The sequence below is a fragment of the Streptomyces alkaliterrae genome, assembly GCF_007097205.2.
In the GTDB taxonomy this organism is placed as follows: domain Bacteria; phylum Actinomycetota; class Actinomycetes; order Streptomycetales; family Streptomycetaceae; genus Streptomyces; species Streptomyces alkaliterrae.
In genome coordinates, this window is the sequence record NZ_VJYK02000059.1 from 1 (window position 1) to 22530 (window position 22530).

18 protein-coding genes are annotated in these 22530 nt (G+C 73.7%); 8 read left to right on the forward strand and 10 right to left on the reverse strand.

All coding sequences use genetic code 11. The features are described 5' to 3' along the window. The first annotated feature begins 124 nt into the window (after positions 1-124). The 8 genes from FNX44_RS08035 to FNX44_RS08070 all read left to right on the forward strand — a co-directional run bounded on the left by FNX44_RS08035 (position 125) and on the right by FNX44_RS08070 (position 13914). Positions 125-1576, forward strand: a complete 1452-nt coding sequence (locus FNX44_RS08035; RefSeq protein ID WP_228449745.1) for an MFS transporter — start codon at positions 125-127, stop codon at positions 1574-1576. A 180-nt stretch (positions 1577-1756) separates the two neighbouring features. Further along, positions 1757-2059 (forward strand): acyl carrier protein, encoded by a 303-nt coding sequence (locus FNX44_RS08040; RefSeq protein WP_143647291.1) that lies wholly within the window; start codon positions 1757-1759, stop codon positions 2057-2059. A gap of 68 nt (positions 2060-2127) precedes the next feature. Further along, positions 2128-7929, forward strand: coding sequence for a type I polyketide synthase (locus tag FNX44_RS08045; protein ID WP_143647304.1), 5802 nt, complete (start codon positions 2128-2130; stop codon positions 7927-7929). Continuing rightward, the gene (locus tag FNX44_RS08050; RefSeq protein ID WP_143647292.1) at positions 7926-9566 is read left to right on the forward strand and encodes a fatty acid--CoA ligase; all 1641 of its coding nucleotides are present in this window, start codon (positions 7926-7928) and stop codon (positions 9564-9566) included. Before FNX44_RS08045 ends, FNX44_RS08050 begins: the two co-directional genes overlap by 4 nt. Positions 9567-9601: 35 nt before the next feature. After that, positions 9602-10591, forward strand: a complete 990-nt coding sequence (locus tag FNX44_RS08055; RefSeq protein WP_143647293.1) for an LLM class flavin-dependent oxidoreductase — start codon at positions 9602-9604, stop codon at positions 10589-10591. A 124-nt stretch (positions 10592-10715) separates the two neighbouring features. Beyond that, positions 10716-11480: a thioesterase II family protein gene (locus FNX44_RS08060; RefSeq protein ID WP_143647305.1), complete on the forward strand. Its 765-nt coding sequence runs from the start codon at positions 10716-10718 to the stop codon at positions 11478-11480. Between the two features lie 347 nt (positions 11481-11827). Continuing rightward, positions 11828-13048 (forward strand): cytochrome P450, encoded by a 1221-nt coding sequence (locus tag FNX44_RS08065; RefSeq protein ID WP_143647294.1) that lies wholly within the window; start codon positions 11828-11830, stop codon positions 13046-13048. Positions 13049-13065: 17 nt separating this feature from the next. Then, positions 13066-13914, forward strand: a complete 849-nt coding sequence (locus tag FNX44_RS08070; protein ID WP_143647295.1) for an alpha/beta fold hydrolase — start codon at positions 13066-13068, stop codon at positions 13912-13914. A gap of 78 nt (positions 13915-13992) precedes the next feature. Here FNX44_RS08070 and FNX44_RS08075 read toward each other — a convergent pair whose 3' ends face one another. The 10 genes from FNX44_RS08075 to FNX44_RS08120 form a co-directional block, all read right to left on the reverse strand. Continuing rightward, complete coding sequence (locus FNX44_RS08075; protein ID WP_173019133.1) at positions 13993-14430, reverse strand: hypothetical protein; 438 nt, start codon at positions 14428-14430, stop codon at positions 13993-13995. A 185-nt stretch (positions 14431-14615) separates the two neighbouring features. Then, entirely contained in the window at positions 14616-15845 is a 1230-nt protein-coding gene (locus tag FNX44_RS08080) for a beta-ketoacyl-[acyl-carrier-protein] synthase family protein (RefSeq protein WP_143647296.1), read from the reverse strand. Further along, a complete protein-coding gene (locus FNX44_RS28855; RefSeq protein ID WP_143647297.1) occupies positions 15845-16075 on the reverse strand; it encodes an acyl carrier protein in 231 nt (76 codons plus the stop codon). The genes FNX44_RS08080 and FNX44_RS28855 overlap by 1 nt, the downstream gene beginning before the upstream one ends. A gap of 76 nt (positions 16076-16151) precedes the next feature. Continuing rightward, the gene (locus FNX44_RS08090; RefSeq protein WP_143647298.1) at positions 16152-17207 is read right to left on the reverse strand and encodes a beta-ketoacyl-ACP synthase III; all 1056 of its coding nucleotides are present in this window, start codon (positions 17205-17207) and stop codon (positions 16152-16154) included. A 7-nt stretch (positions 17208-17214) separates the two neighbouring features. Continuing rightward, positions 17215-18213, reverse strand: a complete 999-nt coding sequence (locus FNX44_RS08095) for a ferritin family protein (RefSeq protein ID WP_143647299.1) — start codon at positions 18211-18213, stop codon at positions 17215-17217. Next, the gene (locus FNX44_RS08100) at positions 18210-18812 is read right to left on the reverse strand and encodes a flavin reductase family protein (RefSeq protein WP_143647300.1); all 603 of its coding nucleotides are present in this window, start codon (positions 18810-18812) and stop codon (positions 18210-18212) included. Before FNX44_RS08100 ends, FNX44_RS08095 begins: the two co-directional genes overlap by 4 nt. Beyond that, positions 18809-19438 carry a hypothetical protein gene (locus FNX44_RS28860; RefSeq protein ID WP_323369131.1) on the reverse strand — a complete coding sequence of 210 codons (630 nt, stop codon included), beginning with the start codon at positions 19436-19438 and terminating at the stop codon, positions 18809-18811. Before FNX44_RS28860 ends, FNX44_RS08100 begins: the two co-directional genes overlap by 4 nt. Positions 19439-19441: 3 nt before the next feature. Continuing rightward, on the reverse strand, positions 19442-19939 hold the full coding sequence (locus FNX44_RS08110; RefSeq protein WP_143647301.1) for a type II toxin-antitoxin system RatA family toxin: 498 nt from the start codon (positions 19937-19939) through the stop codon (positions 19442-19444). A gap of 5 nt (positions 19940-19944) precedes the next feature. Continuing rightward, positions 19945-21297: an aspartate aminotransferase family protein gene (locus tag FNX44_RS08115; RefSeq protein ID WP_143647307.1), complete on the reverse strand. Its 1353-nt coding sequence runs from the start codon at positions 21295-21297 to the stop codon at positions 19945-19947. Between the two features lie 22 nt (positions 21298-21319). Beyond that, a partial coding sequence (locus FNX44_RS08120; RefSeq protein ID WP_323369133.1) for an acyl-CoA dehydrogenase family protein occupies positions 21320-22530 on the reverse strand: 1211 nt, incomplete at its 5' end.

Consider the following 22530-nt stretch of genomic DNA (forward strand, 5'->3'; position numbering starts at 1 on the left):
GCCCCAGGAAGCGGGAAGGGGCGGGGTCGGGGACGTGTCAGCGGTGCGTCAGCGCTACGTCAGCGGGAGCGGTCAAGGTCCGGTAGGGCTGACCAACCCACGCCATCGACCTGGAGCTTCACACATGACCACCGAGGCACAGCCGGCCCCCGCCGCCGGCAGCTCGTCGACCCGACCGACCATGGCGCCGCCGGGCGGAGCGGCCTCCTGGGCCACCCTCCTGGTCGTGCTGACCGGCGCCTTCATCACCGTCCTCGACTACTTCATCGTGAACGTCGCCGTGCCGTCGATCCAGAGCGATCTCGGCGCGAGTACCGCGCAGGCGCAGATGGTGATCATCGGCTACGGCGTCGCCTTCACCGCCGGAATGATCACCGGCGGCCGGCTGGGCGACCTGTACGGGCGCCGCCGCATGTACGCGCTCGGCCTGGCGCTGTTCACGCTGGCCTCCCTGGCCTGCGGCATCGCCGGCAGCCCGGAGGCGCTGATCGCCGCCCGCGTGGCGCAGGGGATCGCGGCGGCGCTGCTGGTACCGCAGGTGCTCGGCATCCTCAGCTCGACGTACGAGGGCGAGCAGCGCGGCAAGGCGTTCAACGCCTACGGGCTGGCCGTCGGACTGGCCGGGGTGTTCGGCCAACTGGTCGGCGGTGTCCTGATCAGCAGCGACATCGCCGGGCTGGGCTGGCGCACGATCTTCCTGATCAACCTGCCGGTCTGCGCCGTCGCGCTGTTCTTCACGGCCCGCGTGGTGCCGGAGTCGCGAGGCGACGGCCGCGCCCGACTGGACCTCGTCGGCGCGGTGTTGGTGACGGTCGCGCTGGTCGCCGTGGTGTACCCGCTGGTGCAGGGGCACGAGAGCGGCTGGCCGGTGTGGGGGTGGGCCGCGCTGGCGGCCTCCGTCCCGCTGTTCTGGCTGTTCGTGGCGCATCTGCGGCGGTTGACCCGGCAGGGCGGCTCGCCGCTGGTGGACCTCGCGTTGTTCCGGCAGCGCAGCTTCTCCGTCGGACTTGTCGCGCTGGTCAGCTACTTCATGGCGATGGGCTCCTTCTTCTTCCTGCTGGCCTACTTCCTCCAGCAGGGCCGGGGCTACTCGCCGCTGGAGTCGGGTCTGCTGTTCCTGCCGCTGGGAATCGGCTACTTCGGGGCGTCGCTGCTGTCGGCGCGGATCGGCCCGCGGGCGACCGGGCTCGGCCCGGTGACGCTCGGGGTCGGCTACGTGCTGCTGGGTGTGCTGGTGCTCGCGCTGGGGGAGGGCACCAGCGCGGTGTGGACGATCCCGGCGCTGCTGGTCGCCGGCCTCGGCATGGGTATGACCACGGGCCCGCTGACCGGTGCCGTGCTGGCGGGTGTGGCGGGCGAGCACGCGGCGTCGGCCTCCGGCGCCGTCAACACCATGCAGGAGGGCGGCGCGGCCCTCGGCGTCGCCATCGCGGGCACGGTGTTCTTCCCGGCGCTGGCGCGCGGCGACTCCTACGGGGAGGCGTTCGTGCTGGGCCTGGTGCCGCTGGTGGTGTTCGCGGCGTGCGCCGCCGTGCTGTGGCGGCGGATGCGCCCGGTGGGCCGCGACCTGGGCTGACCCGCGGCCCGAACGACCCGGACGACCCGAACCCCCGGCGCCCCGGCGCCGGGGGTCTGTCGTGTCGGCAGGAACCGACGTCCGATCAGCGCGGCATCAGGTGCTCATCAGGTGGCTGTCAGTTCGTCCTGTTTGCCTGGGCGCACAACCCTTCCCAACCGCCGGACTACGGGGGCCGAGATGACAAACGCCGCCCTGACACAGGAACGCCTCCGCGGACTTCCGCCGCAGGAGCGCGCCGAGGCCCTGGAGGACCTGGCCCTCACCGCGTTCCGCCGAGTGCTGCTGATGGACGAGGACGAGGAGCTGCCGGTCGACGTCAGCTTCTTCGACCTCGGGCTGACCTCGCTGCGGCTGATGGACGTCAAGCAGGGCCTGGAGCGCGAACTCGGCCTGGACATCGACGCCACCGCGCTGTTCAACCAGCCCACGATCGAACAGCTCGTGGCCTACCTCGACAACGCGCTGGAGGTCTCCGCGTGACCGCCGAACGCCCCGCCGAACGCCCCGCCGCACTCGACGCCTATCTGCGTTCCGCGCTGGCTCCTGCCCTGGAGTCCGCCGCGGACGCCGACGAGCTGCTGACCGCCAAGCACGAGCCGATCGCCGTCGTCGGCATCGGGCTGCGCTTCCCGGGCGGCTGCGACTCCCCGGAGGAGTTCGACGCGCTGCTCCGCGACGGCGCCTCCGGCATCAGTCCGCTGCCGGAGGACCGCTGGGACGTCGAGCGCTTCTCGCCGAGCGACCCGGCCAGCCCGGACCCGGAGGAGAAGGGCCGCATCCGCACCACCGGCGGCGGCTTCCTCGACCGCATCGACCTCTTCGACGCGCCGTTCTTCAACATCTCGCCCAAGGAGGCCCAGTACATCGATCCGCAGCAGCGGATGGTGCTGGAGACGGCCTGGAAGGCGCTGGAGCACGCCAACATCGACCCCAGCGCCTCCCGGCGCGGCAACGGCGGCGTCTACATCGGGGCCAGCTCGATCGACTACGCGCTGGAGCTGGACGCACTGCCCTACGAGCAGCTGGACGGCCATCTGGCGTCGGGCATCACGATGTTCCCGCTCTCCGGGCGGCTGTCCTACTTCCTGGGCTGGCGCGGCCCGAGCGTCAGCGTCGACACGGCCTGCTCGTCGTCGTTGGCGGCGCTGCACATGGCGGTGCAGGGACTGCGGAACCGGGAGACGGACATCGCGCTGTGCGGTGGCGTCAACGCGCTGCACCACCCGCGTATCCCGGTGATGTTCAGCCACGCCAACATGCTCGCGCCGGACGGCCAGTGCAAGACGTTCGACGAGGCCGCCGACGGCTACGTGCGTGCCGAGGGCTGCGGGATCATCGTGCTGAAACGGCTCACCGACGCGGTGCGGGACGGTGACCGGGTGCTGGCCGTGGTGCGCGGCACCGCCGTCGGCCAGGACGGCGACAGCGCCGGGCTGACCGTACCGAACGGCGTCGCGCAGGAGGAGGTCATGCGCCGCGCGATGGCCGCCGCACTGCTCGGCCCGGCCGACATCCAGTACGTCGAGGCGCACGGTACCGGCACACCGCTCGGCGACCCCATCGAACTCGGCGCCATCAACGACGCGTTCGCGCCCGGCCACGACGGGGACAACCCGCTGCTCGTCGGCTCGGTGAAGACGAACCTCGGCCACATGGAGCCGGCCTCCGGCATCGTCGGCGTCATCAAGGCCGTCCTCCAGCTCGGCAGCGGCACGATCTACCCGCACCTGAACCTCAGCAACCCCTCGGGTCGGATTCCCTGGGACGTGTACGCGGTGAAGGTGCCGACCGAGTGCACCCCCTATCCGCCGGGCGTGCGCCGCGCACTGGTGAACAGCTTCGGATTCGCCGGCACGATCGGCGCGGCCGTCCTCGAACAGGCCCCGGAGCTCGCCGCCGAGCAGCCGCGCGCGACGGAGGCCCCGGCGCCGCCGAAGCTGTTCACCGTCTCCGCCAAGTCCGAGCCCGCGCTGGTCGGGCAGCTGGAGAACTACCGGGCGTTCCTCGACGACCGCCCGGACGTCGACCTCGACGCGCTGTGCTTCACCGCGCACGTCGGCCGCGCCCACTTCCCCAGCAGGCTGGCCGCGCCGGTCGCCGACGCCGACGAGCTGCGCGCCTTCCTCGACGCGGAGCTGGCACGCGAGCGCCGCCCCCAGTCCTCCCGCATCCGCCGCACGGCGTTCCTGTTCACCGGGCAGGGCTCGCAGTACCCGGGCATGGGCGCCGCGCTCTACGCACGCCAATTGGAGTTCCGCGAGCAGGTCGACGCGTGCGACCGGCTGTTCGCCGACCACGTGGACTTCTCCGTCCGCGAGCTGATCACCGACCGGGACGTCCCCGTCGAGCTGCTCGCCCGCACCTCGCACACCCAACCGGCCCTGTTCACTCTCGAGTACGCCCTGGCCCGGCTGTGGATGTCCTGGGGAGTGCGCCCGCAGGCGCTGATCGGCCACAGCATCGGCGAGGTGACGGCGGCCGCCGTGGCCGGCGTCCTCGACCTGCCGGACGCGGTACGGCTGGTCGCCGTGCGGTCGCGGCTGATGCAGTCGGTCCGCGCGCGCGGCGGCATGGCGGCCGTCGGCGCGTCCGCCGCCGACGTCGAGCCGCTGCTGGCCGACCACCCCGGACTGGCCCTCGCCGCGATCAACGCGCCCGACCAGTGCGTGGTCTCCGGCGACAGCGACGCCCTCGACGACCTGTGCGCCAAGCTCACCGCCGACGGCCTGCGCGTCGACCGGCTGACCGTCTCGCACGCCTTCCACTCCCCGCAGATGGCCGAGGTGTACGACGAGTTCCGCGCGGAGCTCGCCGACCTCACCTTCCGCGCCCCTCAGATCACGCTGTTCTCGAACGTCACCGGCAAGGCGGCCCGGCTCTCCGACATCGGGAACGTCGACTACTGGGTGCGGCACATCGGCGAGCCGGTGCGCTTCATGGACGGCGTCCGGGCGCTCGCCAAACGCGGGCGGCACGCCCTCGTCGAGGTCGGCCCGGCGACCGCGCTGACCGCGCTGGCCAAGCGCTGCCTCCCGGTCGAGGACCACCTGTGGCTGCCGTCCCTGCACCGCAAGGACACCACGGGCGACACGCTGGTCCGGGCCCTCGCCGACTACTACGCGGCCGGGCTCGCCGTCGACTGGTCCGGCTACCACCGCGGCCACGACCCCGGCCGGCTCACCCTGCCCACCTACGCCTTCCAGCGCAGGCGGCACTGGCTGCCGGTCGGCAAGCCGGGCGCGGCAGGCGCCGGTTCGGCCACCGGGCCCGTCCACCACCCGCTGCTCGGCGCCGAGCGCCCCCGGGAGGACGGCGTCCGCGAGTTCGCGACCGTGTGCGGCGCCCAGCAGCTCGGCGCACTGCGCGGGCTGCGCGGCCCCGGAGGGCCCGAACTGCCCGTCGCGGGCTGGGTCGAACTGCTGCTCGCCCTGGCCGACGCCGTGCACGGCCACACCCGCGTGGTGCTGCGCGAACTGACGGTGGCCGCACCGCTGCCGCTGCCCGAGGAGTCCGACACCGCCGCCACCGTCGAGCTGCGCACCCGCCTGGAACCGCTGCCCGACGGCCGCGCACGGGTGGCGGTGCTGAGCATCGCCGGGGACGAGGAGACAACGCACGTCACCGCGCTGCTGGAGCCGACGACCGCCGCCGCCGAACACCTCGTGCCGCCGTCGACCGCCGCCGACGCGGCCCGCTGGACACCCGGCGTGGACGTCTACACCGACCTCACCGCCGCCGGCCAGGACGTCGGTGACGAGCTTCGATCCGTGCGCCGGGTCGGTCGCCTGCCGGACGGCACACTGCTCGGCGAACTGGACACCGAACCGGCCGGCGGCCTCCAGCAACTGCCGCTGCCGGTCCTGGAAGGCGCCCTGCACACGCTGACAGTCGACCAGCCGGACGGCCCCGCGCTGCGACCCGTCGGCTTCGCCGCCGTACGGCTGCACAAGAAGCCGCGCGGCAGCCGGCTCACGGTCGCGGCGAGCCTCACCGCCGCCGGGCCCGAGGCGGCGCACGCCGACGGCGCCCCGGTCGTCGAGCGCACCGCCGACGTCACCCTGTGGGACGGCGACGATCCGGTGGCCGAGCTGACCGGCGTCCGACTGGCACGCACCGCCGAAGTCGCGGGCGCCGGACGGCACTTCCTGCACCGGCCGCGCTGGCTGCGCCGCACCGCCGCGCCCACCGGCACCGCCGACGGCGCGCGTCACGCGGTGGCGGTACTGCCGCCCTGCGCCGACGCCGAGACGCTGACGGCGTCAGCCGAGCGGGCCGGAATCCGCCTCACCGCGACGACGGACATCAGCGGCGCCCCGCTGGACGCCTCGGTCACCGACGTCTGCTGGTTCTGGCACCACGGCGCCGGGGACGACGCGGAGAACGTCGGTGCCGCCGACGGTGCCGCCGATCGGCTGCGGGCCGAGTGCGAACGCAACTACCGCTCGCTGCTGGCCACGGTCGCCGCGCTGGACGCCGCCGGCGGCTCGCCGCGGCTGTGGCTGGTCACCGAACGTGCCCAACTCCTCCCCGGCGACGCACCGGGCGTGGGCGACCGACTGGCCGCCGCCACCCTGTGGGGCTTCGGCCACACCCTGCTCAACGAGTACCCGCACCTGCGTGTGACGCTGCTCGACCTGCCCGGCGGCCCGCCCACCGAGCTGGTGGACGAACTGCTCGTCGGCGAACTGCCCGAGGAGCGCGGGGAGTTCCAGGTCGCCTACCGGGACGGCCGCCGCCATGTCCGCCGACTGCTGGCGGGCGACCGGAGCCCTGCGTTCGCCGGCGGCTTCGCGGTCCACGCCGCCGAGGACGACCGACCGGTTGTGCTGCCTGCCACCGAACCCAAGGCGGGTCAGGGTGAGTTGACCGTCGCGGTGCACTCCGCCGCGCTCACCGGCGACGACGTGCGGCGGGCCGCCGAGGAGCCGGGTGCGCCGCTGGGCAGTGGCGCGTACGGCACGGTGACGGACGTCGGCCCCGGCGTCGAAGGGACGGCCGTCGGCGACCGGGTCCTGGTGCGCGCCGAGGGCGCCCTGCGCCGCACGCTCACCGTCCGGGCGGCCGACGTCGCCCCCGCGCCCGAGGGCCGGACCGCCGCCGCACCGGCCGCCGCCCGTACGGCCGCCCCCGGAGCCACGGCCGAGCCCGTCACGCTCGACGAACTCGACGAGGCGCTGAGGCTGTTGGCTCGCGAGGACGGTCCGCGAGCGGTGCCCGTGCTGCTCCCGGAGACCGGCACGCCGGAGCCGTCCGGCACCCGGGTGCGGGCGGACAGGCTGTACGTCGTCACCGGCGGTCTGGGCGGACTCGGCCTGGTCACCGCGCGTGCGCTGGTCGACGCCGGTGCCCGCCATCTGGCGCTGGTCAGCCGCAGCGGCCGGCCGACCCCGGAGGCCGCCGAGGTGCTGGCGGAACTCTCCGAGCGGGCCGCCGTCCACCTCCCCCGCGCCGACGTCGGCCGCGCGGCCGACGTGGCCCGGCTGAGCGGCGAACTCGACGCGCTGGACGTCCCGGTGGGCGGTGTGGTGCACGCCGCCGGTGCGATCGGCAAGCAACTGGTGTCGGCGCTGACCTGGGAGGAGATCGACGAGCAGTTCGGCCCGAAGGTCTACGGCGGCTGGCTGCTGCACGAGGCCACCGCTCATCTGCCCGAACTGGACTTCTTCGTCTGCTACTCCTCCATCGCCTCGGTCATCGGCGGCGCCACCCAGGCGCACTACGCGGGTGCCAGCGCGTTCCTCGACGCGCTCACCGAGTGGCGCGCCGCCTCCGGCCTGCCCGCGACGGCGGCGAACTGGGGTGCCTGGGCGAGTGTGGGCATGTCGGCCCGGCTCGACGACAACCTGGGCCGGGAGATCGTGCGCGGCGGCATCCAGTTCTTCTCGCCCACTCGTGCCCTGCGCGCCCTGGAGGGCATGATCGGCAGCGGCGCCGTGCGCCGGGTGGTCGGCGAGGTCGACTGGCGGCGGTACACCGAGGCCACGCCCGTCGACAACCGCCTCTACGAGCGGCTGGTCGGCGTCGGCGACGCGGACGAGGACGGCGAGGCCGCCGTCGACGTGGCCGAGCTGCTGAAGCTGCCCGCACGGGAGCGCGGTGAGCAGATCACCGCGCTGGTCGCCGGGAAGGTCGCCGCCGCACTGCGGATGGCCCCGGACGACCCGCTGGACCACGACGCGAAGTTCGTCTCCCTCGGTCTGGACTCGCTGATGGGAATGGAGGTCAGGGGCGGTCTGGAGAAGGCGTTCGGGCTCTCGCTGCCGGCCTCTCTCGCCTTCGACCACCCGTCCGTGCGCGAGCTGAGCGACTTCCTGCACGGCCGACTCGTCCCGCAGGAGGCGGCGGCATGACCACCACACACACCACACCCGCCACCCCTGGCACTTCTGCCACCCCCGCGACCGACCGGGACGGCTGGACGCTCAGCCACCGCTCCGCCCGGCACGCCCGAGACCGGGCCGACCACCCCGCCGTGCGCTGCGAGGACCGGGTCGTCGACTACGCCGCGCTGCACCGCTGGAGCAACCGGCTCGCGCACGCGCTGCTCGCCGACGGCGTCACCGCCGGAGCCCGCGTCGCCTACCTGGGCCGGGAGTCCGAGCACTACTACGCGCTGGTGCTGGCCTGCGCCAAGGCGGGCGCGGTGATCGTCCCCGTCAACTGGCGGCTCACGGCCGGCGAGGTCGACCACATCCTGCGCGACTCCGGTGCCGAAGTCCTCTTCACGGAGCGGGAGTTCCGCGGAACCGCCGAACGCGTCCGGGCCGAACTCCCCGCGCTGCGACGCGTGGTGACCACCGACGTGGCAGACGGGCCCGACGCTGCCGCCGACCCCGCCCCGGAGCGGGACGCCGGACTGCGCGCCTGGTCCGCCGACAGCCCGGACGACGACCTCGACCCCGGCACCGGCCCCGACGACGCCGTCGCCCAGATCTACACCAGCGGCACCACCGGACTGCCCAAGGGCGTGGTGCTGGCCCAGCGCAGCTTCTTCACCCTCCCGGCGGCGATGGCCGAGGCCGGCGTGGAGTGGATCGACTGGCGGGCCGACGACGTCAACCTCATCTCCCTGCCCGGCTTCGGCATCGCCGGACTCGGCTGGTTCCTGCACGGCTTCTGCGCCGGCGCGACGAACGTCGTGATGCGGATGTTCTTCCCGCAGGACGCCGTGCGGCTCATCGAGACCCACGGCGTGACCACGACGTTCGCCGCGCCCGCCATGCTCCGGATGATGCTCGACGAGCCCGGCGCCGGACCGGAGACGTTCCGCTCGCTGCGGAAGATCGCCTACGGCGCCGCGCCGATCTCGGAGGGGCTGCTGCGCCGGAGCATGGAGGTCTTCGGCTGCGAACTCGCGCAGATCTACGCCAGCACCGAGACCGGCAGCGTGGCCGTCTGCCTGCCGCCCGAGGCGCACCGCCCCGGCAGCCCGCTGCTGACCTCCGCGGGCCGGGCCTGCCCCGGCAACGAGCTGCGGATCGTCGACCGGGAGGGGCGGGAGCTGCCGCCGGGCGAGATCGGCCAGGTCTGCGTCCGCGCGCCCTCCCGGATGCTCGGCTACTGGAACCTGCCGGAGGCCACCGCGGCCACGCTCGTCGGCGAGTGGCTGCACATGGGCGACGCCGGCTACCTGGACGCGGACGGCTACCTGTTCCTCTGCGACCGGATCAACGACACGATCATCGCGGGCGGCCAGAACATCTACCCGGCCGAGGTGGAGAAGCAGCTCTCCGAGCATCCGGCGGTCGCGGACTGCGCGGTGGTCGGGCTGCCGGACCCGCGGTGGGGCGAGATGGTCCACGCGCAGGTCGTCCTGCGGCCCGGCGCGACCGCGACGCCGCGCGAGCTGATGACGTTCCTGCACGGCCGCATCGCCGACTACAAGATCCCCTGCGCCTACCACTTCGCCGACGCCCTGCCGCGCAACCCGTCCGGCAAGGTGCTGCGCCGCGAGGTGCGCGACCGCCTGCAGAAGTCGGCCGGCTGAATGTCCGACCCCGTACCCCGAAGGGACGCATCCCCATGCACACGCCTCGCACACCGCTGAGTGTCGGCGTCCTGCTGCCGACCCGGGAGCAGGCCATCACCGGCGACTTCGCGGCCAACCCGCTGCTCGACTTCGCGCGCCGCGCCGAGGAGCTGGGCTTCGACTCGCTGTGGACGGGCGACTCGCTGATCGCCCGCCCCCGCCTCGACCCGCTGGTGGTGCTTGCCGCCGCCGGTGCCGCCACCGACCGGATCACGCTGGGCACCGCCGCCCTCACCCCGGCGCTGCGGCACCCGCTGATCGGCGCCAACATGCTCTCCGCGCTCGACCACGTCTGCGGCTCCCGGCTGGTGCTCGGGCTCGGATCGGGCTTCCCGGTGCCGGAGACCGAGGAGGAGTTCGCGGCCGTCGGCGCCTCGTTCGCCGGCCGGGCCGGGCGGCTGGACGAGATCGTCCGGCTGTGGCGGACCGCCTGGCGCAGCCACGAGGCGGGCGCGGAAAGCGACTTCGCCGGGCGGCACTGGCAGGCCGAGGGCCTGGACCGGCTGCCGCGTCCGCTCACCCCCGGCGGCCCGCCGCTGTGGCTGGCCGGCAGCGACACCCCGCGCGTACTGGCCCGGGTGGCGCGGCACTACGACGGCTGGCTGCCGTTCCTGCCGTCCGCCGAGTCCTACGGCCACGCCCGCCGGCGGATCGCCGAACTCGCCGTGGCCGAGGGCCGCCCGGCGGACGCCGTCACGCCCGGCCTGTACGCGACGCTCACCGTCGACGACAACGCCGACGCCGCGAAGAAGGAGCTGGAGCACTACATCGAGCACTACTACGGCCGCACCCTCCAGGCCATGTCGACCATCCAGGCCTACGGCTGGGGCAGCGCGGAGGAGTGCGCCGAGTGGCTGGCCGGCTACGTCAGGGAGGGCGCCCGGCACATCGTGATCCGGATCGGCTCGCTCGACCCGGCGCCGCAGCTCGCGCAGATCGCCGAACGGCTGCTGCCGGCGCTCCGCGAGGCCTCCGCCGACTGACCGGCCCTCGGCACGTACCCACACACGCGCGCCACACACGCCATACCCGCCGCACGCACCACACCCGCCGCACACGCCCGAACGAACCCGAGGAGAGACCGTGTTGGAGAGTCCGGCATCGGAGATGTCCGCCGAGGGCCACTGGTTCCACCCCGTGGAGCCCGCCGACGAGGCGACCACCCGACTGTTCCTGCTGCCGCACGCCGGCAGCGGGGCGATCATCTACCGGGACTGGGGCGAGCTGCTGCCGCCCACGGTCGCCGCGCAGGCCGTCACGCTGCCGGGCCGCCACAACCGCCGTGAGGAGCAGAGCTTCGACCGCTGGGACCCGCTGCTCGACGCACTCTACGAGGCGGTCGTCGCGGAGCTCGACGACCGGCCGTTCGCCTTCTTCGGCCACTGCCTCGGCGCCCAGCTCGCCTACCGGCTGACCGTGCGGCTGGAGGAGGACGGCCTGCCCGCCCCGGCGCTGCTCGGCACCTCCGGCTGGTCGCCGATCGGCTTCTTCCAGCCCACCGAGGAGCAGAGCCGGATGCCGGAGCCGGAACTCGTCGAGTGGATCAAGAAGTTGGGCTCCTTCCCGGCCGAGATCTACGACAACCCGGAGATGCTGGCGCTGGTCGTCCCGGCGCTGCGTGCCGACCTGCTGGTCGCCGCGCAGTACGAGGACGACGGCCGTACCGTGAACTGCCCGCTCGTCTCCTACGGCGGTCGCTCCGACCCGCTGCAGGAGAGCCCGGACGCGATGACCCACTGGCGGGTCCGCAGCCCCCGCTACCTGGGCCACCGCGAGTTCTCCGGTGGGCACTTCTACATCGACAACCACGCCGCCGCGGTCACCGGCGACTTCGCCCGCCACCTCGACCGCCTCGCCACGCCCGTCGGCTGACCCGCGTCCCACCACGCCGCCACCGCGCCGCCACCGCGCCGCCGCCCCGCCCGTCCCCGTCGAAGGGGCGGGCGGGGCGGTCGTCGTGGCCCCGGGACGGGCGCCACCCCCGCAGGTCAGCGGCGGGTCAGAACCGCGTCAGGCGCGGTCCGCACAGTACGCGTGGGCGCCCTCGGCCCGGCCTACCCGTCCGGCCGGAGGTGCCCGCACCCGCACAATGCCGCACCGGCAGCGTCCGACCGTCGCGACGGCCCGGCACGCGCAGCAGCGCCGCGCCTCGAAGCCGGACGCGGCCGGTCACGGCATGACGCACCGCCACCCCCGGATCAGCCGAAGGAGCGTCCCGTATGCCGGACAACCAAACGCTGGACAGCCAGGAGAACGTGCTCGACTGGCCCTTCAAGCGGACCTGCCCGATGAGCGTGCCACCGGAGCTGGCCGAGCTGCGCGCCCAGCCGCCGTGCGCGGTGCGCATCCCCGAGGGTGCCGTACCGGCGCGCCGGGCCTGGCTGGTGACCCGGCACGCGGATGTGAGACAGGCGTTGATGGACCCGCGGATGAGCGCCGACGAGGGGCTGGAGGGCGCACCGGTGCGCATCCAGCTGCCGCCGGGCGAACGCCCCAGCTCCTTCCTGCGGATGGACCCGCCCGAGCACGGGCGGCTGCGCACGCTGATCACCTCCGAGTTCACCGCCCGGCGCGTCCGGACGCTCACCCCGGGCATCCAGCAGCTGATCGACGAACTGCTGGACGGGCTCGCCGCCCAGGACCGGCCGGCCGACCTCTGCGAGAACTTCTCCACCCGGCTGCCGACGCTGGTCATCGCCCGCCTGCTGGGCGTGCCCGCCGAGCGCTCGCACGAGTTCGTCGCGCTCACCCGGGTGACCATCGGCCAGGGCGACCCCGAGCGCTCCTACCACGCCTACCTCGAACTGACCGGCATCCTGCGCGGCCTCATCGAACACAAGCGGCACGAGCCCGCGGACGACATCATGAGCAAGCTGGCCGGGCACGTGAACGACGGTCGGATCACCGTCGACGAGGCGATGGGCGTCAGCACGCTCGTGCTGGTCGCCGGCCACGAGACCACCACCAACCAGATCGCGCTGAGCACGCTGAGCCTGCTGCTGGACGACTCGCTGCGCGAGGAGGTGCTGGCCGACGACGGCAAGCTGCTGCCGCAGTACATCGAGGAGTCGATGCGCTACTGGTCCATCTCGCAGGACGCCATCCTCCGCATGTGCCTGGAGGACATGGAGGTGGGCGGCGTGCGAATGGCGAAGGGCGACGCCGTGGTCGTCTCCATCCCCGGCGGCAACTGGGACGAGGAGGTCTTCCCCGACCCCGGCCGGCTCGACGTGCACCGGGACACGAGCGAGCACCTGCAGTGGGGCATCGGACCGCACTACTGCCTCGGCGCGCCGCTCGCCCGCCTGGAGATCGAACTGGCGCTGCGCTCGCTGTTCACCCGCTTCCCCGGACTGCGGCTGGCCTGCGCCCGCGAGGACGTCCCGTTCCGCCGCGAGACGGTGTTCTACGGCCTGCACGGCCTCCCGGTGACCTGGTGAGAAGAGAGGACGAGGAGATGACCGACCGGAACCACACGCCGACCGTCGTGGCCGGCGACGGCACCCGGCTGCACGTACAGGACTGGGGGAGCGGCCCGCCCGTCGTGCTGCTCGCCACCGCCATGCTCGACTCCCGGCAGTGGGAGCACCAGGCGGGCCCGCTGGCCGCCGCGGGGCTGCGCACGGTGGCCGTCGACCGACGCGGCTGCGGCCGCTCGGACCGCCCCTGGAACGGCTACGACTACGACACCCTCGCCGACGATCTCGCCGCCGTGCTGGACGCCCTCGACCTGCGGGACGTCACGCTCGTCGGCTACGCCATGGGCGGCGGCGAGGCGGTCCGCCACCTCACCAGGCACGGCTCGCGCCGGGTGAGCCGGTTGGTGCTGGCCGCGTCGACGACGCCGTTCCTCTCCCGCGCCGACGACAACCCGCACGGTCTCGCCCCGGCCGACTACGAACCCGTCCTCGCCGCGATGCGCGCCGACCGGGCGCGCTTCCTGGCCGAGTTGACCTTGCCGTTCTTCGGCGGTCCGGCGGCCGACGCGGACAGCGTGCCGGTCTCCGCCGAACTCCGCGCGCACTACGCGCGCATCGCGCTGGACACCTCACCGCACGCCGCGGATGCGCTGTACCGGACGCTGCTGACCGAGGACTTCCGCGCCGAGCTCCCCAAGGTGGACGTGCCGACGCTGGTGGTGCACGGCGACGCCGACGTCGGCAGTCCGTTCGCGCTGTGCGGGCCGCCCACCGCCGAACTGCTGCCGGACGCCCGTCTCGAGGTCTACGAGGGCGCGGCACACGGCCTCTTCGTGACACACGCCGAACGCCTCACCCGCGACCTGCTGGACTTCGCCCGGAGCTGACGCCGGGCGGCGGCGACGCGGAAGGGGCGGTACCGGGAGACCGGTACCGCCCCTTCGTCGCGGGCGCGGGAAGGCGGCTCAGCGTACGCCCGCCTCGCGCATCTTCTTCAGCGAGACGTGCTGGAGCGCGGCGAACGCGCCCACCACGAGGGCCTGCGCCGGAATCCAGAACGCGCCGACCGCGCTCGGCTCCAGCCACAGCAGCAGCGCGGCGATGCTCGCCACCGCCCACAGCGCGTTGGCGTCGATGACCAGCTTGGTGCCGGTGACCGGCGGCACCGGCCGGGCCGCCAGCGCGCCGACGAAGACGCCGTAGGCCAGCAGGAAGGCGCCGATACCGACGAGGAAGCCGGAGTTCAGGCCCAGCAGGTCGCCGACCGGGCCGGACAGCGCCAGGTAGATCAGACCGTTGCCGCCGGTGACGACGGCGTCGAGGGTGAGGAACATACGCAGCGGGCGGGCCGCCTCGGGCGCGGCCGTCGCCGCCGCCCCGGTCGTCGGGCTGTAGGTCGTCATGGGGAGTCTCCCGTTTTCTCTCTGGGTCGGGCTGGGTCGGTGTGCGTCGGGTGGCGCGCGGGTGATAGCGCTGGGTACAGGTGTCTTGACGCAGCGTCGCAGGGGTGTTTGACCGCCTCCTGACGGGTCGCTGACGGCCCGCTGACAGGGTCCGCCGACGCGGCCCGGGGCCGGTCGGCCGGTCGTCAGGGGGCGGCGGCGACCAGGACGGCGTTCTGGCCGCCGAAGCCGAAGGAGTTGTTGAGCGCGAACTCCGTCTCCAGCGGCTCCTGTCGGGCGGACACGTTGATGTCGATGCGGTCGTCGCGCCGGGTCAGGTTGGCGGTCGGCGGGGCCACGCCGTGCTTGAGGGCCAGCAGGGTGTAGATCGTCTCGATCGCGCCGGAGGCGCCGAGCAGATGCCCGGTCACGCCCTTGGTGGAGGTGACCCGCGGGCCGTGCGGCAGCACCCGTTCGATCATGCGGCCCTCCACCAGGTCGTTGAGCGGGGTCGCGGTGCCGTGCGCGTTGACGTGGCCGATCGCCGACGGCTCCAGGCCGGCGTCGGCCAGCGCCGCCCGCACGGCGGCCTCGGTGCCGCGGCCGTCGGCGCGCGGCTTGGTCATGTGGTGGGCGTCGGCACTGGCGCCGTAGCCGACGATCCGGCCGTGCACGGTGGCGCCGCGCGCCCGGGCGTCCGCGGCGCGTTCCATGACGAGCACGCCGGCGCCCTCCCCGGCGACAAAGCCGTCCCGGTCGGCGTCGAACGGCCGGGAGGCCGCCGCCGGGTCGTCCTGCCGCCGGGACAGCGCGCCCATCTGCGCGAAGCCCGACATGAGCAGCGGCGTCAGCATGGCCTCGCTGCCGCCGGTGAGCACGACGTCGCAGCGGTCGGCGGCGAGCAGGTCGCGCGCGGTGCCGATGGCGCTCGCGCCGGAGGCGCAGGCCGTGGCGACCACCAGGTTCGGCCCCGTGCAGCCGTACTCGATGGCGAGCTGCCCGGCGAGCATGTTGGGCAGCTGCATCGGCAGCAGCAGCGGGGACACCCAGCGCCCGCCCTCCTCCAGCATCACGCGGTGCTGGGCCTCCACCGTGCCCGGCCCGCCGTCGGCGGTGCCCAGGACGACGCCCACCCGGGCGCCGTCCCAGGTGGCCGGGTCGAGTCCGGCGTCGGACAGCGCCTCGGCAGCGGCGACGAGCGCGAAGTGGACAAACGGGTCCAGTCGCAGCGCGCGCCGCTCGCCGAGCAGCCGTCCGGCGTCGAACTCGGTGACGCGACAGGCCAGTTGGACCGGACTCGGGTCCAGGGACGGGTCGACCGCCGCGCGGGAGACGCCCGCGCGGACGGCCGACCAGTTCTCCTTGGTGCCCACCCCGGCGGGGGTGACCATTCCCAGTCCGGTGACGGCCGCCTCGAATCCGGACGTGGCAGCCATCAGACCCTGGCACTCCGCTCGTCCATCAGCCGGACGATGTCGCCAACGGTCTCGGCCTCGGTCAGTTCGTCGTCGCTGATCTCGATGCCCAACTCCTTCTGGAGGACCAGGGACAGCTCGACGATGGCCAGCGAGTCGAGGTCGATCTCCTCGGGCGTGGCCTCGGCGGTGATCAGGTCCGGGCTGACCTTGAGCTTGTCGACGAGGATGTTCCTGAGAGTGTCGAACACGGCGTTCTCCTTCTTGTGGGGTGCGTTGTGGTTCGGGGGTCTTGGACGTTGTTCCAGGCCCGGTCGGCCGGGCGGGTCAGCCGGGCAGGTCGGGCCAGAGCAGGGCGGTGGCGCCCCAGGCAAGGCCCGCGCCGAAGGCGGTCAGCAGCAGTCGGTCGCCGGCCGCGAGCCGACCTCCGGACACCGACGGCAGACCCTCCTGCGCCTGGGCGAGCAGCAGCGGGATGCTGGCCCCGCCTGTGTTGCCGACGTGCGCGATGTTCGACAGCAGCCGGTCCTCGGCCAGCTCCAACTCGTCGGCTACGGCCGCCAGGATGCGGGCGTTCGCCTGGTGCGCGACGACCCGGTCCACGTCCGCCAGCCGCCAGCCGGCGTCGGCGACCGCCGCCCGGGAGGCCGCCGACATGTGCCCGACGGCCTGCCGGAACGTCTCACGGCCGCGCATCTGGAAGTAGTGGTCCCGCGCCGGCGCGGGTCGGCCGGTGGAGCGCTGCCGGGAGCCGCCGGCCGGCACCTGGATCAGCTCCGCCCGCTCGCCGTCGCTGCCCAGCACCACCCGGCCGAGCGCGCCCGGTTCGTCGGGCCCGCCCGCGCGCAGCACCACCGCGCCCGCGCCGTCGGCGAAGATCACCGCCGTGCCGCGGTCGGCCGGGTCGATGATCGTGGTGAACGCGTCCGCCGCGATCACCAGCACCCGGCGGGCGGTGCCCGCGGCGATCAGGCCCTGGCCGGCGGCCAGCGCGTACAGGAAGCCGGTGCACACCGCCGAGACGTCGAACGCCGCCGCGCCGGTCAGGCCGAGCCGGTGCGCCACCTCGGGCGCGGTGCCGGGGCACGGCCGGTCGGGTGTGGTGGTCGCCAGCACCACGGCGTCGGCGTCCGCCTCGCCGGACGACTTCAGCGCCAGCCGTCCGGCCTCCACCGCCAGGTCGGAGGTGGCCTCGCCGGGGTTGATCATCCGCCGCTCGCGGATACCGGTCCGGGAGCGTATCCACTCGTCCGAGGTGTCCAGCCGCCGGCTCAGCTCGGCGTTGGTCACCTCCCTCGGCGGCACCCAGCCGCCCACCCCGCACAGCACGGCCGCGGGTGCGGGCGGGCGGGCCGGTGCCGCCGGCCGACGGGCCGCCGCCACGGCGCCCTCAGCCCTTCCCGGACAGGATGCCGACGGCGTCCTCGAGGCCCATGTAGGCCATGCGGACCTCGGCCATCTCGTCCGTCCAGCGCTCGGCGGTGTCGTAGCGCTCCTCGGGCGTGGTGTCGAGCATGCGGCGGCCGGGCCACAGCTCGTAGTCGCCGACCACGTCCGCGTGCTGCTCCATGCCCTGCTGGAACAGCTCCTCGCGGTGGATCACGAACTCCCGGTCGGGCACCTCGTCCCACAGCTTGCGGCCGGCGCGCAGGATCTCCATCAGCCGGGGCCGGTACTCGGGGTGGGCGACCAGATGGTCGCGCAGGATCGCGCTGCCGACCGCCAGGTGCCGGATCTCGTCGATGGCGGCCGTCCGGGACAACTCGGCGGCGGCCGGGTCGAGCCGGTCCCACTTGCGTTCGCTCAGCTCGGCCGCCGGTGCCAGCACGCCCTCGATGACGATGGTGAACACGGCCACGCCGCCGGCGAAGTCGCCCTGGTCGCGGATGATGTCGAGGGTGAACTCCTCCACCGGGTCCAGCACGCGGCGGCGGTAGTCGGCGGACATCTCCGCGATGTCGGCGACCAACGTCTCGCGGGGCATGCCCAGTTCGGCGAGGTGGTTGCGGAAGACCCGGGAGTGCCGGGCCTCGTCGATCATCTGGGTGGCGTAGAACTCCAGCTCCGGCACGCCGGGCGCGCGGTCCACGTAGTGGGCGAGCAGCCGGGTGGCGATCTCCTCGGCCAGCGAGCGGTAGCCGAGTTCCAGCACCATCGCCTCACGCAGCGGACCCGGCTCCTTCATGAAGTCCGGGATGACCGCGTCCGCGGTGTGCCCGGTGGCGCCCCGGCCGCGCAGGGTGCCCTGCGCCACGTCGGTGAACCAGTAGGCCAGGTCGCAGCGTTCGGCGGTCAGCTCCAGCGTCTTCGCGCCGTCGAGCAGCCCGGGCGCGGTGTCGAAGTCGGCCTCGTGCGCGATGGGTGGCGTCGGCCCTGTTGTCGCAGTCATCGGGTGGAACCTCTCTCACCTTCGTAGTCGCCTTGTTTGCCGTGGAGGGTGCCGTCGGGCGGTGGTTCGCGCAGTACGGGGGCGTGCAGGCCGCCGGCGTAGCTCAGCAGCGGTTCGCCGCCCTGCGCGGCGGCGGCGACAACCCGCCCGAGCAGCACCTCGTGGTCGCCGACCGGGACACACCCGGCGAGTCGGCAGGACAGGTGCGCGACCGCGCCGCCGAGCAGCGGCGCGCCGCCGTCGGCGTGGTCGGCGCCGGGCGACCAGTCGAGCCCGTCGAACTGGGCCCGACCCTTCGGCCGGGCCGAGTCGGCGAACCACCTGGCCAGCGCCGCCTGCTCCGAGCCCAGCACGTTCACCGCGAACCGGCCCTCCTGTTGGGCGAGTTCGGCCAGTACCGAGCCGGGCCGCAGGCAGACGCCGACGATCAGCGGGTCGCGGGAGACGGAGGTCAGGGTGGAGACCGTCGTGCCGTGCAGCCGTTCCCCCGAGCGGGCGGTGAGCACCGCCACGCCCGAGGCGATCGACCGCAGTACGGCGTTCCTCCGGGACCGCCGGGCCGCCGCCGGCCGGGGCGGGGCGGCAGCCGGGGCGCTCATCGTTCCGTCCCGCCGGGCGCGGCCGCGGGCACCGCGACCGGCCGGTCCGCCACCGACGTGCTCCCGTCCGTGGCCGACGCGCTCCCGGCGTCCGGCGTGCTGTCGGCGTCCGGCCCTTCGGCGGGGGCGGTCGCCCCGTCGAGCGGCGCGGGCAGCGGGTCGGGGGCGACGGGGCCGCTGCCGGAGCGCGCGGCGACCTCCTTCAGCAGCTGCTCGTACCGGGGGTCGGTCACCGGCTCGAAGTGCAGCCCGAACGGCTTGTAGAAGTTGCCGAACAGGCCGCGGTCGCCGAACAGGTGCCACGGGATCGCCAGCAGCGCCCACTCAGGGCCGACGAACAGGCACCAGGCGCCGATCACCGCCGCCTGCGTGATCAGGCTGTGCATCGTGTTGTACAGGACGTAGTACGCCTTGTGGATCTGTTTGGTGCGGCTGCGGTGGAAGGCGATGGCGCCCGGGATGTAGCCGATGACGTCGATGTAGAGGAAGAGTGCGATCGCCACCGGCCAGCGGATCTCGTCCAGGTGCGCGACGGCGAATCCGGTGGTGACGGCGAACGCGACCAGGTACTCGGCGCGGTGCAGCCGGGCCGTGACCGGGGTGTCGAAGACGTTCCGCTGGTCCACGGCTCAGCCCTCCGCGGTCGTGGCGGCCTGCACCAGCGGCTCCGACAGGTCCATCTCCTCGGCCAGTTCGACCCGGTTGAACATCCCGGTGACCGCCCAGGCGACGGTCTCCTTGATGACCCGCTCGGCGATCGGGTCGAGGATGCCCTCAAGACTCGGGATGCCGAAGTCGAACTCGCAGGTGAAGCGGACCGACACGTCCGTGCCGCGCTGCTCGATCCGCCACGTTCCGGAGAACTCGTCGAAGTCCCCCTCGGACTGTGTGAAGTCGATCCGCAGCCGCTCGCGGTCGAAGACCTCGTCCTCCGTCCACCGCAGCAGTCCGCTGCGGAAGTGCAGTGCCCAGCTGGAGCTGCCGCGCGGGTCGGGCAGCGTCGCGTGCACGGTCGTCTCCTGTACGTGCGGGGCGAGTTCGGGGTAGCGGTCCCAGCGGACCACCCCGTCGAACACGTCCTCGGCGCGCGCGTCGCGCACCACAGCCTCGAGTTCCACCTGGCGCATCGCGCTCACCTCACGCTTTCGGGCATCGTGGCCCGACCGGAGACCAGGTCCCGGCAGGCCTTCTCGAAGGAGTCGAGCAGGTACTCCACGTCGCTGTCGGTGAGCACCGCCGGCGGTGTGAACCGCACGACGGAGCTGCCGTTCATCGAGTGGTTGGCGACGACCCCGTTGTTGAACAGTTCGATCAGCAGCTCGCCGGCGAGTCCGGCCTCGACCAGCTCGACGCCGATCAGCAGGCCCTGCCCGCGCACGTCCACGACCAGGTCGGGGATGGTGCGTTCGGCGATCTCCCGGACGCGCGGCAGCAGCTCCGCGCCCAGGTCCATGGCCCGGGTGGTGAGACGTTCCTCCTTCACCGCCCGGATCGCGCCCCGGACCGCCGCCATCAGCAGCGGCTGGCCGGAGAACGTCGAGGTGTGCACGTACGGGTCCTTGTCGAAGGGCCGGAACGCGGCCCGGGTGGCGACCGCCGCCGACACCGGGACGACGCCGCCGCCCAGGGCCTTGCCGGTCAGCAGCACGTCCGGCTTCACGCCCTCCAGGTCCGCGCCCCACCACTCGCCGAGCCGGCCCATGCCGGACTGCACTTCGTCGAGGATCAGGAACCCGCCGTGCTCACGCACCAGTTCCTCGACCCGGCGCAGGTAGCCGCGCGGCGGGATGATCACGCCGCCCTCGCCCTGCACCGGCTCGACGATGACGCAGCACTCACCCGGATGAGCGACAAGCTCCCGCTCCAGCGCCTCCGCGTCGCCGAACGGCAGATGCGTGGCGTCCGGCAGCAGCGGGCGGAACGGCTTCTGGTAGACCTCCTTGGCGGTCGCGGTCAGCGCGCCCATCGTCTTGCCGTGGTAGCCGCGCTCCATGGAGACGATGCGGCGGCGGCCGTGCGCGCGGGCCAGCTTCAGGCCCGTCTCCACGGCCTCGGCGCCGGAGAGCGCGAAGTGCACCCGGTCCAGGCCCTCGGGCATCGTGGACACCAGGGCCTCCGCCGCGTACGCGACGGTCGGCTCCAGCAGGATGCGGGTCGCCGTCGGGTGGGTGGTCAGCTGACGCTGGACCTCCTCCATCACGATCGGGTGGCGGGCGCCCATCAGATAGACGCCGTAGCCGCCGACGTTGAGGAAGCGTTCGCCGTCGCTGGTCCACAGCCAGGCGCCCTCGGAGGCGACCTCCATATGGCTGCCGAACAGCTCGGCGAGGGTGGCGCGGCCCTTGCTCAGGTGCGCCCGGTACAGCCGCAGTACCTCCCGCTCGCCGTGGTCGCCGTCGGGCGCGGTGCCGACGGTGACCGGGGGAGCGGAGTGCGGGGTGAGCGGCCGCGGACTGGAGATGGTCGCCGGGCCCGGCGAGGTCATGGTCACTGGAATGGCTCCTTCGTCAGGAAAGCTGGAGGGGCTCGCCGCCGAAGTACCCGAGCAGCGGCTCGGCCGCCGCCGCGCGGGAGGGCGGGTGGAAGGCGAGCGGACGTACCGAACGGGCCAGCCGCGCGTGGTCGGAGGAGTGGATGAAGTCCATCCCGCCGAGCAGTTCGAGGGCCTGGTCGGCGGCGTGCGCCATGGCCTCCTGGGCGGCGAAGCGGGCCACCAGGACGGCCGCGACGGCCTCGTCACCGGACAGTCCGTCCCGCACCGCCCGGGCGGCGCCCTCCAGCAGCGCGTACGCCGCCTCGGAGCGCACCGCGAGCGCGGCCCGGTCGGTCACCGAGCCCCGGGCGCGGCCCAGCACCTCGTCCACCAGGGCGGCGGTGGCGCCCGCGTAGCAGGCGGAGATGATCAGCTCGAACCAGACGAAGCCGGCGGTCTGGAGGTCGTCCAGCCGGCTCGGGTCGTCCGGCGTGGTGCGCACGACCATGTCCTCGGGCACGTGCACGTCGGTCAGCCGCACCTCGTCGCTCTCGGCCGCCGCGAGCACGTCGTTGCCCCAGAACGGGTGGACGGTGAGACCCGGGCTGTCTGCCGGGACGAGCGCCAGCGCCAGTTCCCGGCGGCCGTCCGCGCCGGGCACGGCGGTGCTCGCGGTCAGCAGGTCCATCGAGGACGCCAGACTGCACGGCTTCTTCGAACCGTTCAGCAGGAAGCCGCCCCGCGGCGCGGGCGCGGCGGTGACGGCCGGGTTGAGGATGTTCTGCTCGGTACGGCCCTCCGACCAGCCGGACGCCATCAGCACCCGGTCCGGGACGATGGACGCCAGCAGCCGCCGCTGCGGTTCGGTGAGCCGGCCGACGGTCTCGGCCAGCGAGAACAGCATCGCGGCGGTGAAGTGGTGCATCGCGGTACCGGCGGCCAGCGACGGCGAGTACGAGCCGAGCGCCCGGGTGACGCGGACCGCCTCGACCGGGTCGGCGCCGTGCCCGCCGTGCTCGGCCGGCACGAGCAGGCCGATGCCGCCGTGGGTGCGGAAGAGGTCGACGACCGGGCTGCCCGGTCGTTCGCGTTCCGCGTAGGGGAGGTCGGCCAGCGCCTTGCACAGGCCGGGATGGACGCGTTCGCAGGTGTCGCGCGCGGTGTCCAGGGAGCGCATCGTCGGGGAACCTTCCGTCGGGTGGAGGGGCGGCGGCCGGTGGGGGCGACCGCCGCCCTGGCGTGGGA

Excerpts from the sequence above, each read along its gene's own strand:
- FNX44_RS08035 (WP_228449745.1), top strand. The coding sequence starts at position 125 with ATGACCACCGAGGCACAGCCGGCCCCCGCCGCCGGCAGCTCGTCGACC.
- FNX44_RS08040 (WP_143647291.1), top strand. The coding sequence starts at position 1,757 with ATGACAAACGCCGCCCTGACACAGGAACGCCTCCGCGGACTTCCGCCG.
- FNX44_RS08050 (WP_143647292.1), top strand. The coding sequence starts at position 7,926 with ATGACCACCACACACACCACACCCGCCACCCCTGGCACTTCTGCCACC.
- FNX44_RS08055 (WP_143647293.1), top strand. The coding sequence starts at position 9,602 with ATGCACACGCCTCGCACACCGCTGAGTGTCGGCGTCCTGCTGCCGACC.
- FNX44_RS08060 (WP_143647305.1), top strand. The coding sequence starts at position 10,716 with ATGTCCGCCGAGGGCCACTGGTTCCACCCCGTGGAGCCCGCCGACGAG.
- FNX44_RS08065 (WP_143647294.1), top strand. The coding sequence starts at position 11,828 with ATGCCGGACAACCAAACGCTGGACAGCCAGGAGAACGTGCTCGACTGG.
- FNX44_RS08070 (WP_143647295.1), top strand. The coding sequence starts at position 13,066 with ATGACCGACCGGAACCACACGCCGACCGTCGTGGCCGGCGACGGCACC.
- FNX44_RS08075 (WP_173019133.1), bottom strand. The coding sequence starts at position 14,430 with ATGACGACCTACAGCCCGACGACCGGGGCGGCGGCGACGGCCGCGCCC.
- FNX44_RS08080 (WP_143647296.1), bottom strand. The coding sequence starts at position 15,845 with ATGGCTGCCACGTCCGGATTCGAGGCGGCCGTCACCGGACTGGGAATG.
- FNX44_RS08095 (WP_143647299.1), bottom strand. The coding sequence starts at position 18,213 with ATGACTGCGACAACAGGGCCGACGCCACCCATCGCGCACGAGGCCGAC.
- FNX44_RS08100 (WP_143647300.1), bottom strand. The coding sequence starts at position 18,812 with ATGAGCGCCCCGGCTGCCGCCCCGCCCCGGCCGGCGGCGGCCCGGCGG.
- FNX44_RS08110 (WP_143647301.1), bottom strand. The coding sequence starts at position 19,939 with ATGCGCCAGGTGGAACTCGAGGCTGTGGTGCGCGACGCGCGCGCCGAG.
- FNX44_RS08115 (WP_143647307.1), bottom strand. The coding sequence starts at position 21,297 with ATGACCTCGCCGGGCCCGGCGACCATCTCCAGTCCGCGGCCGCTCACC.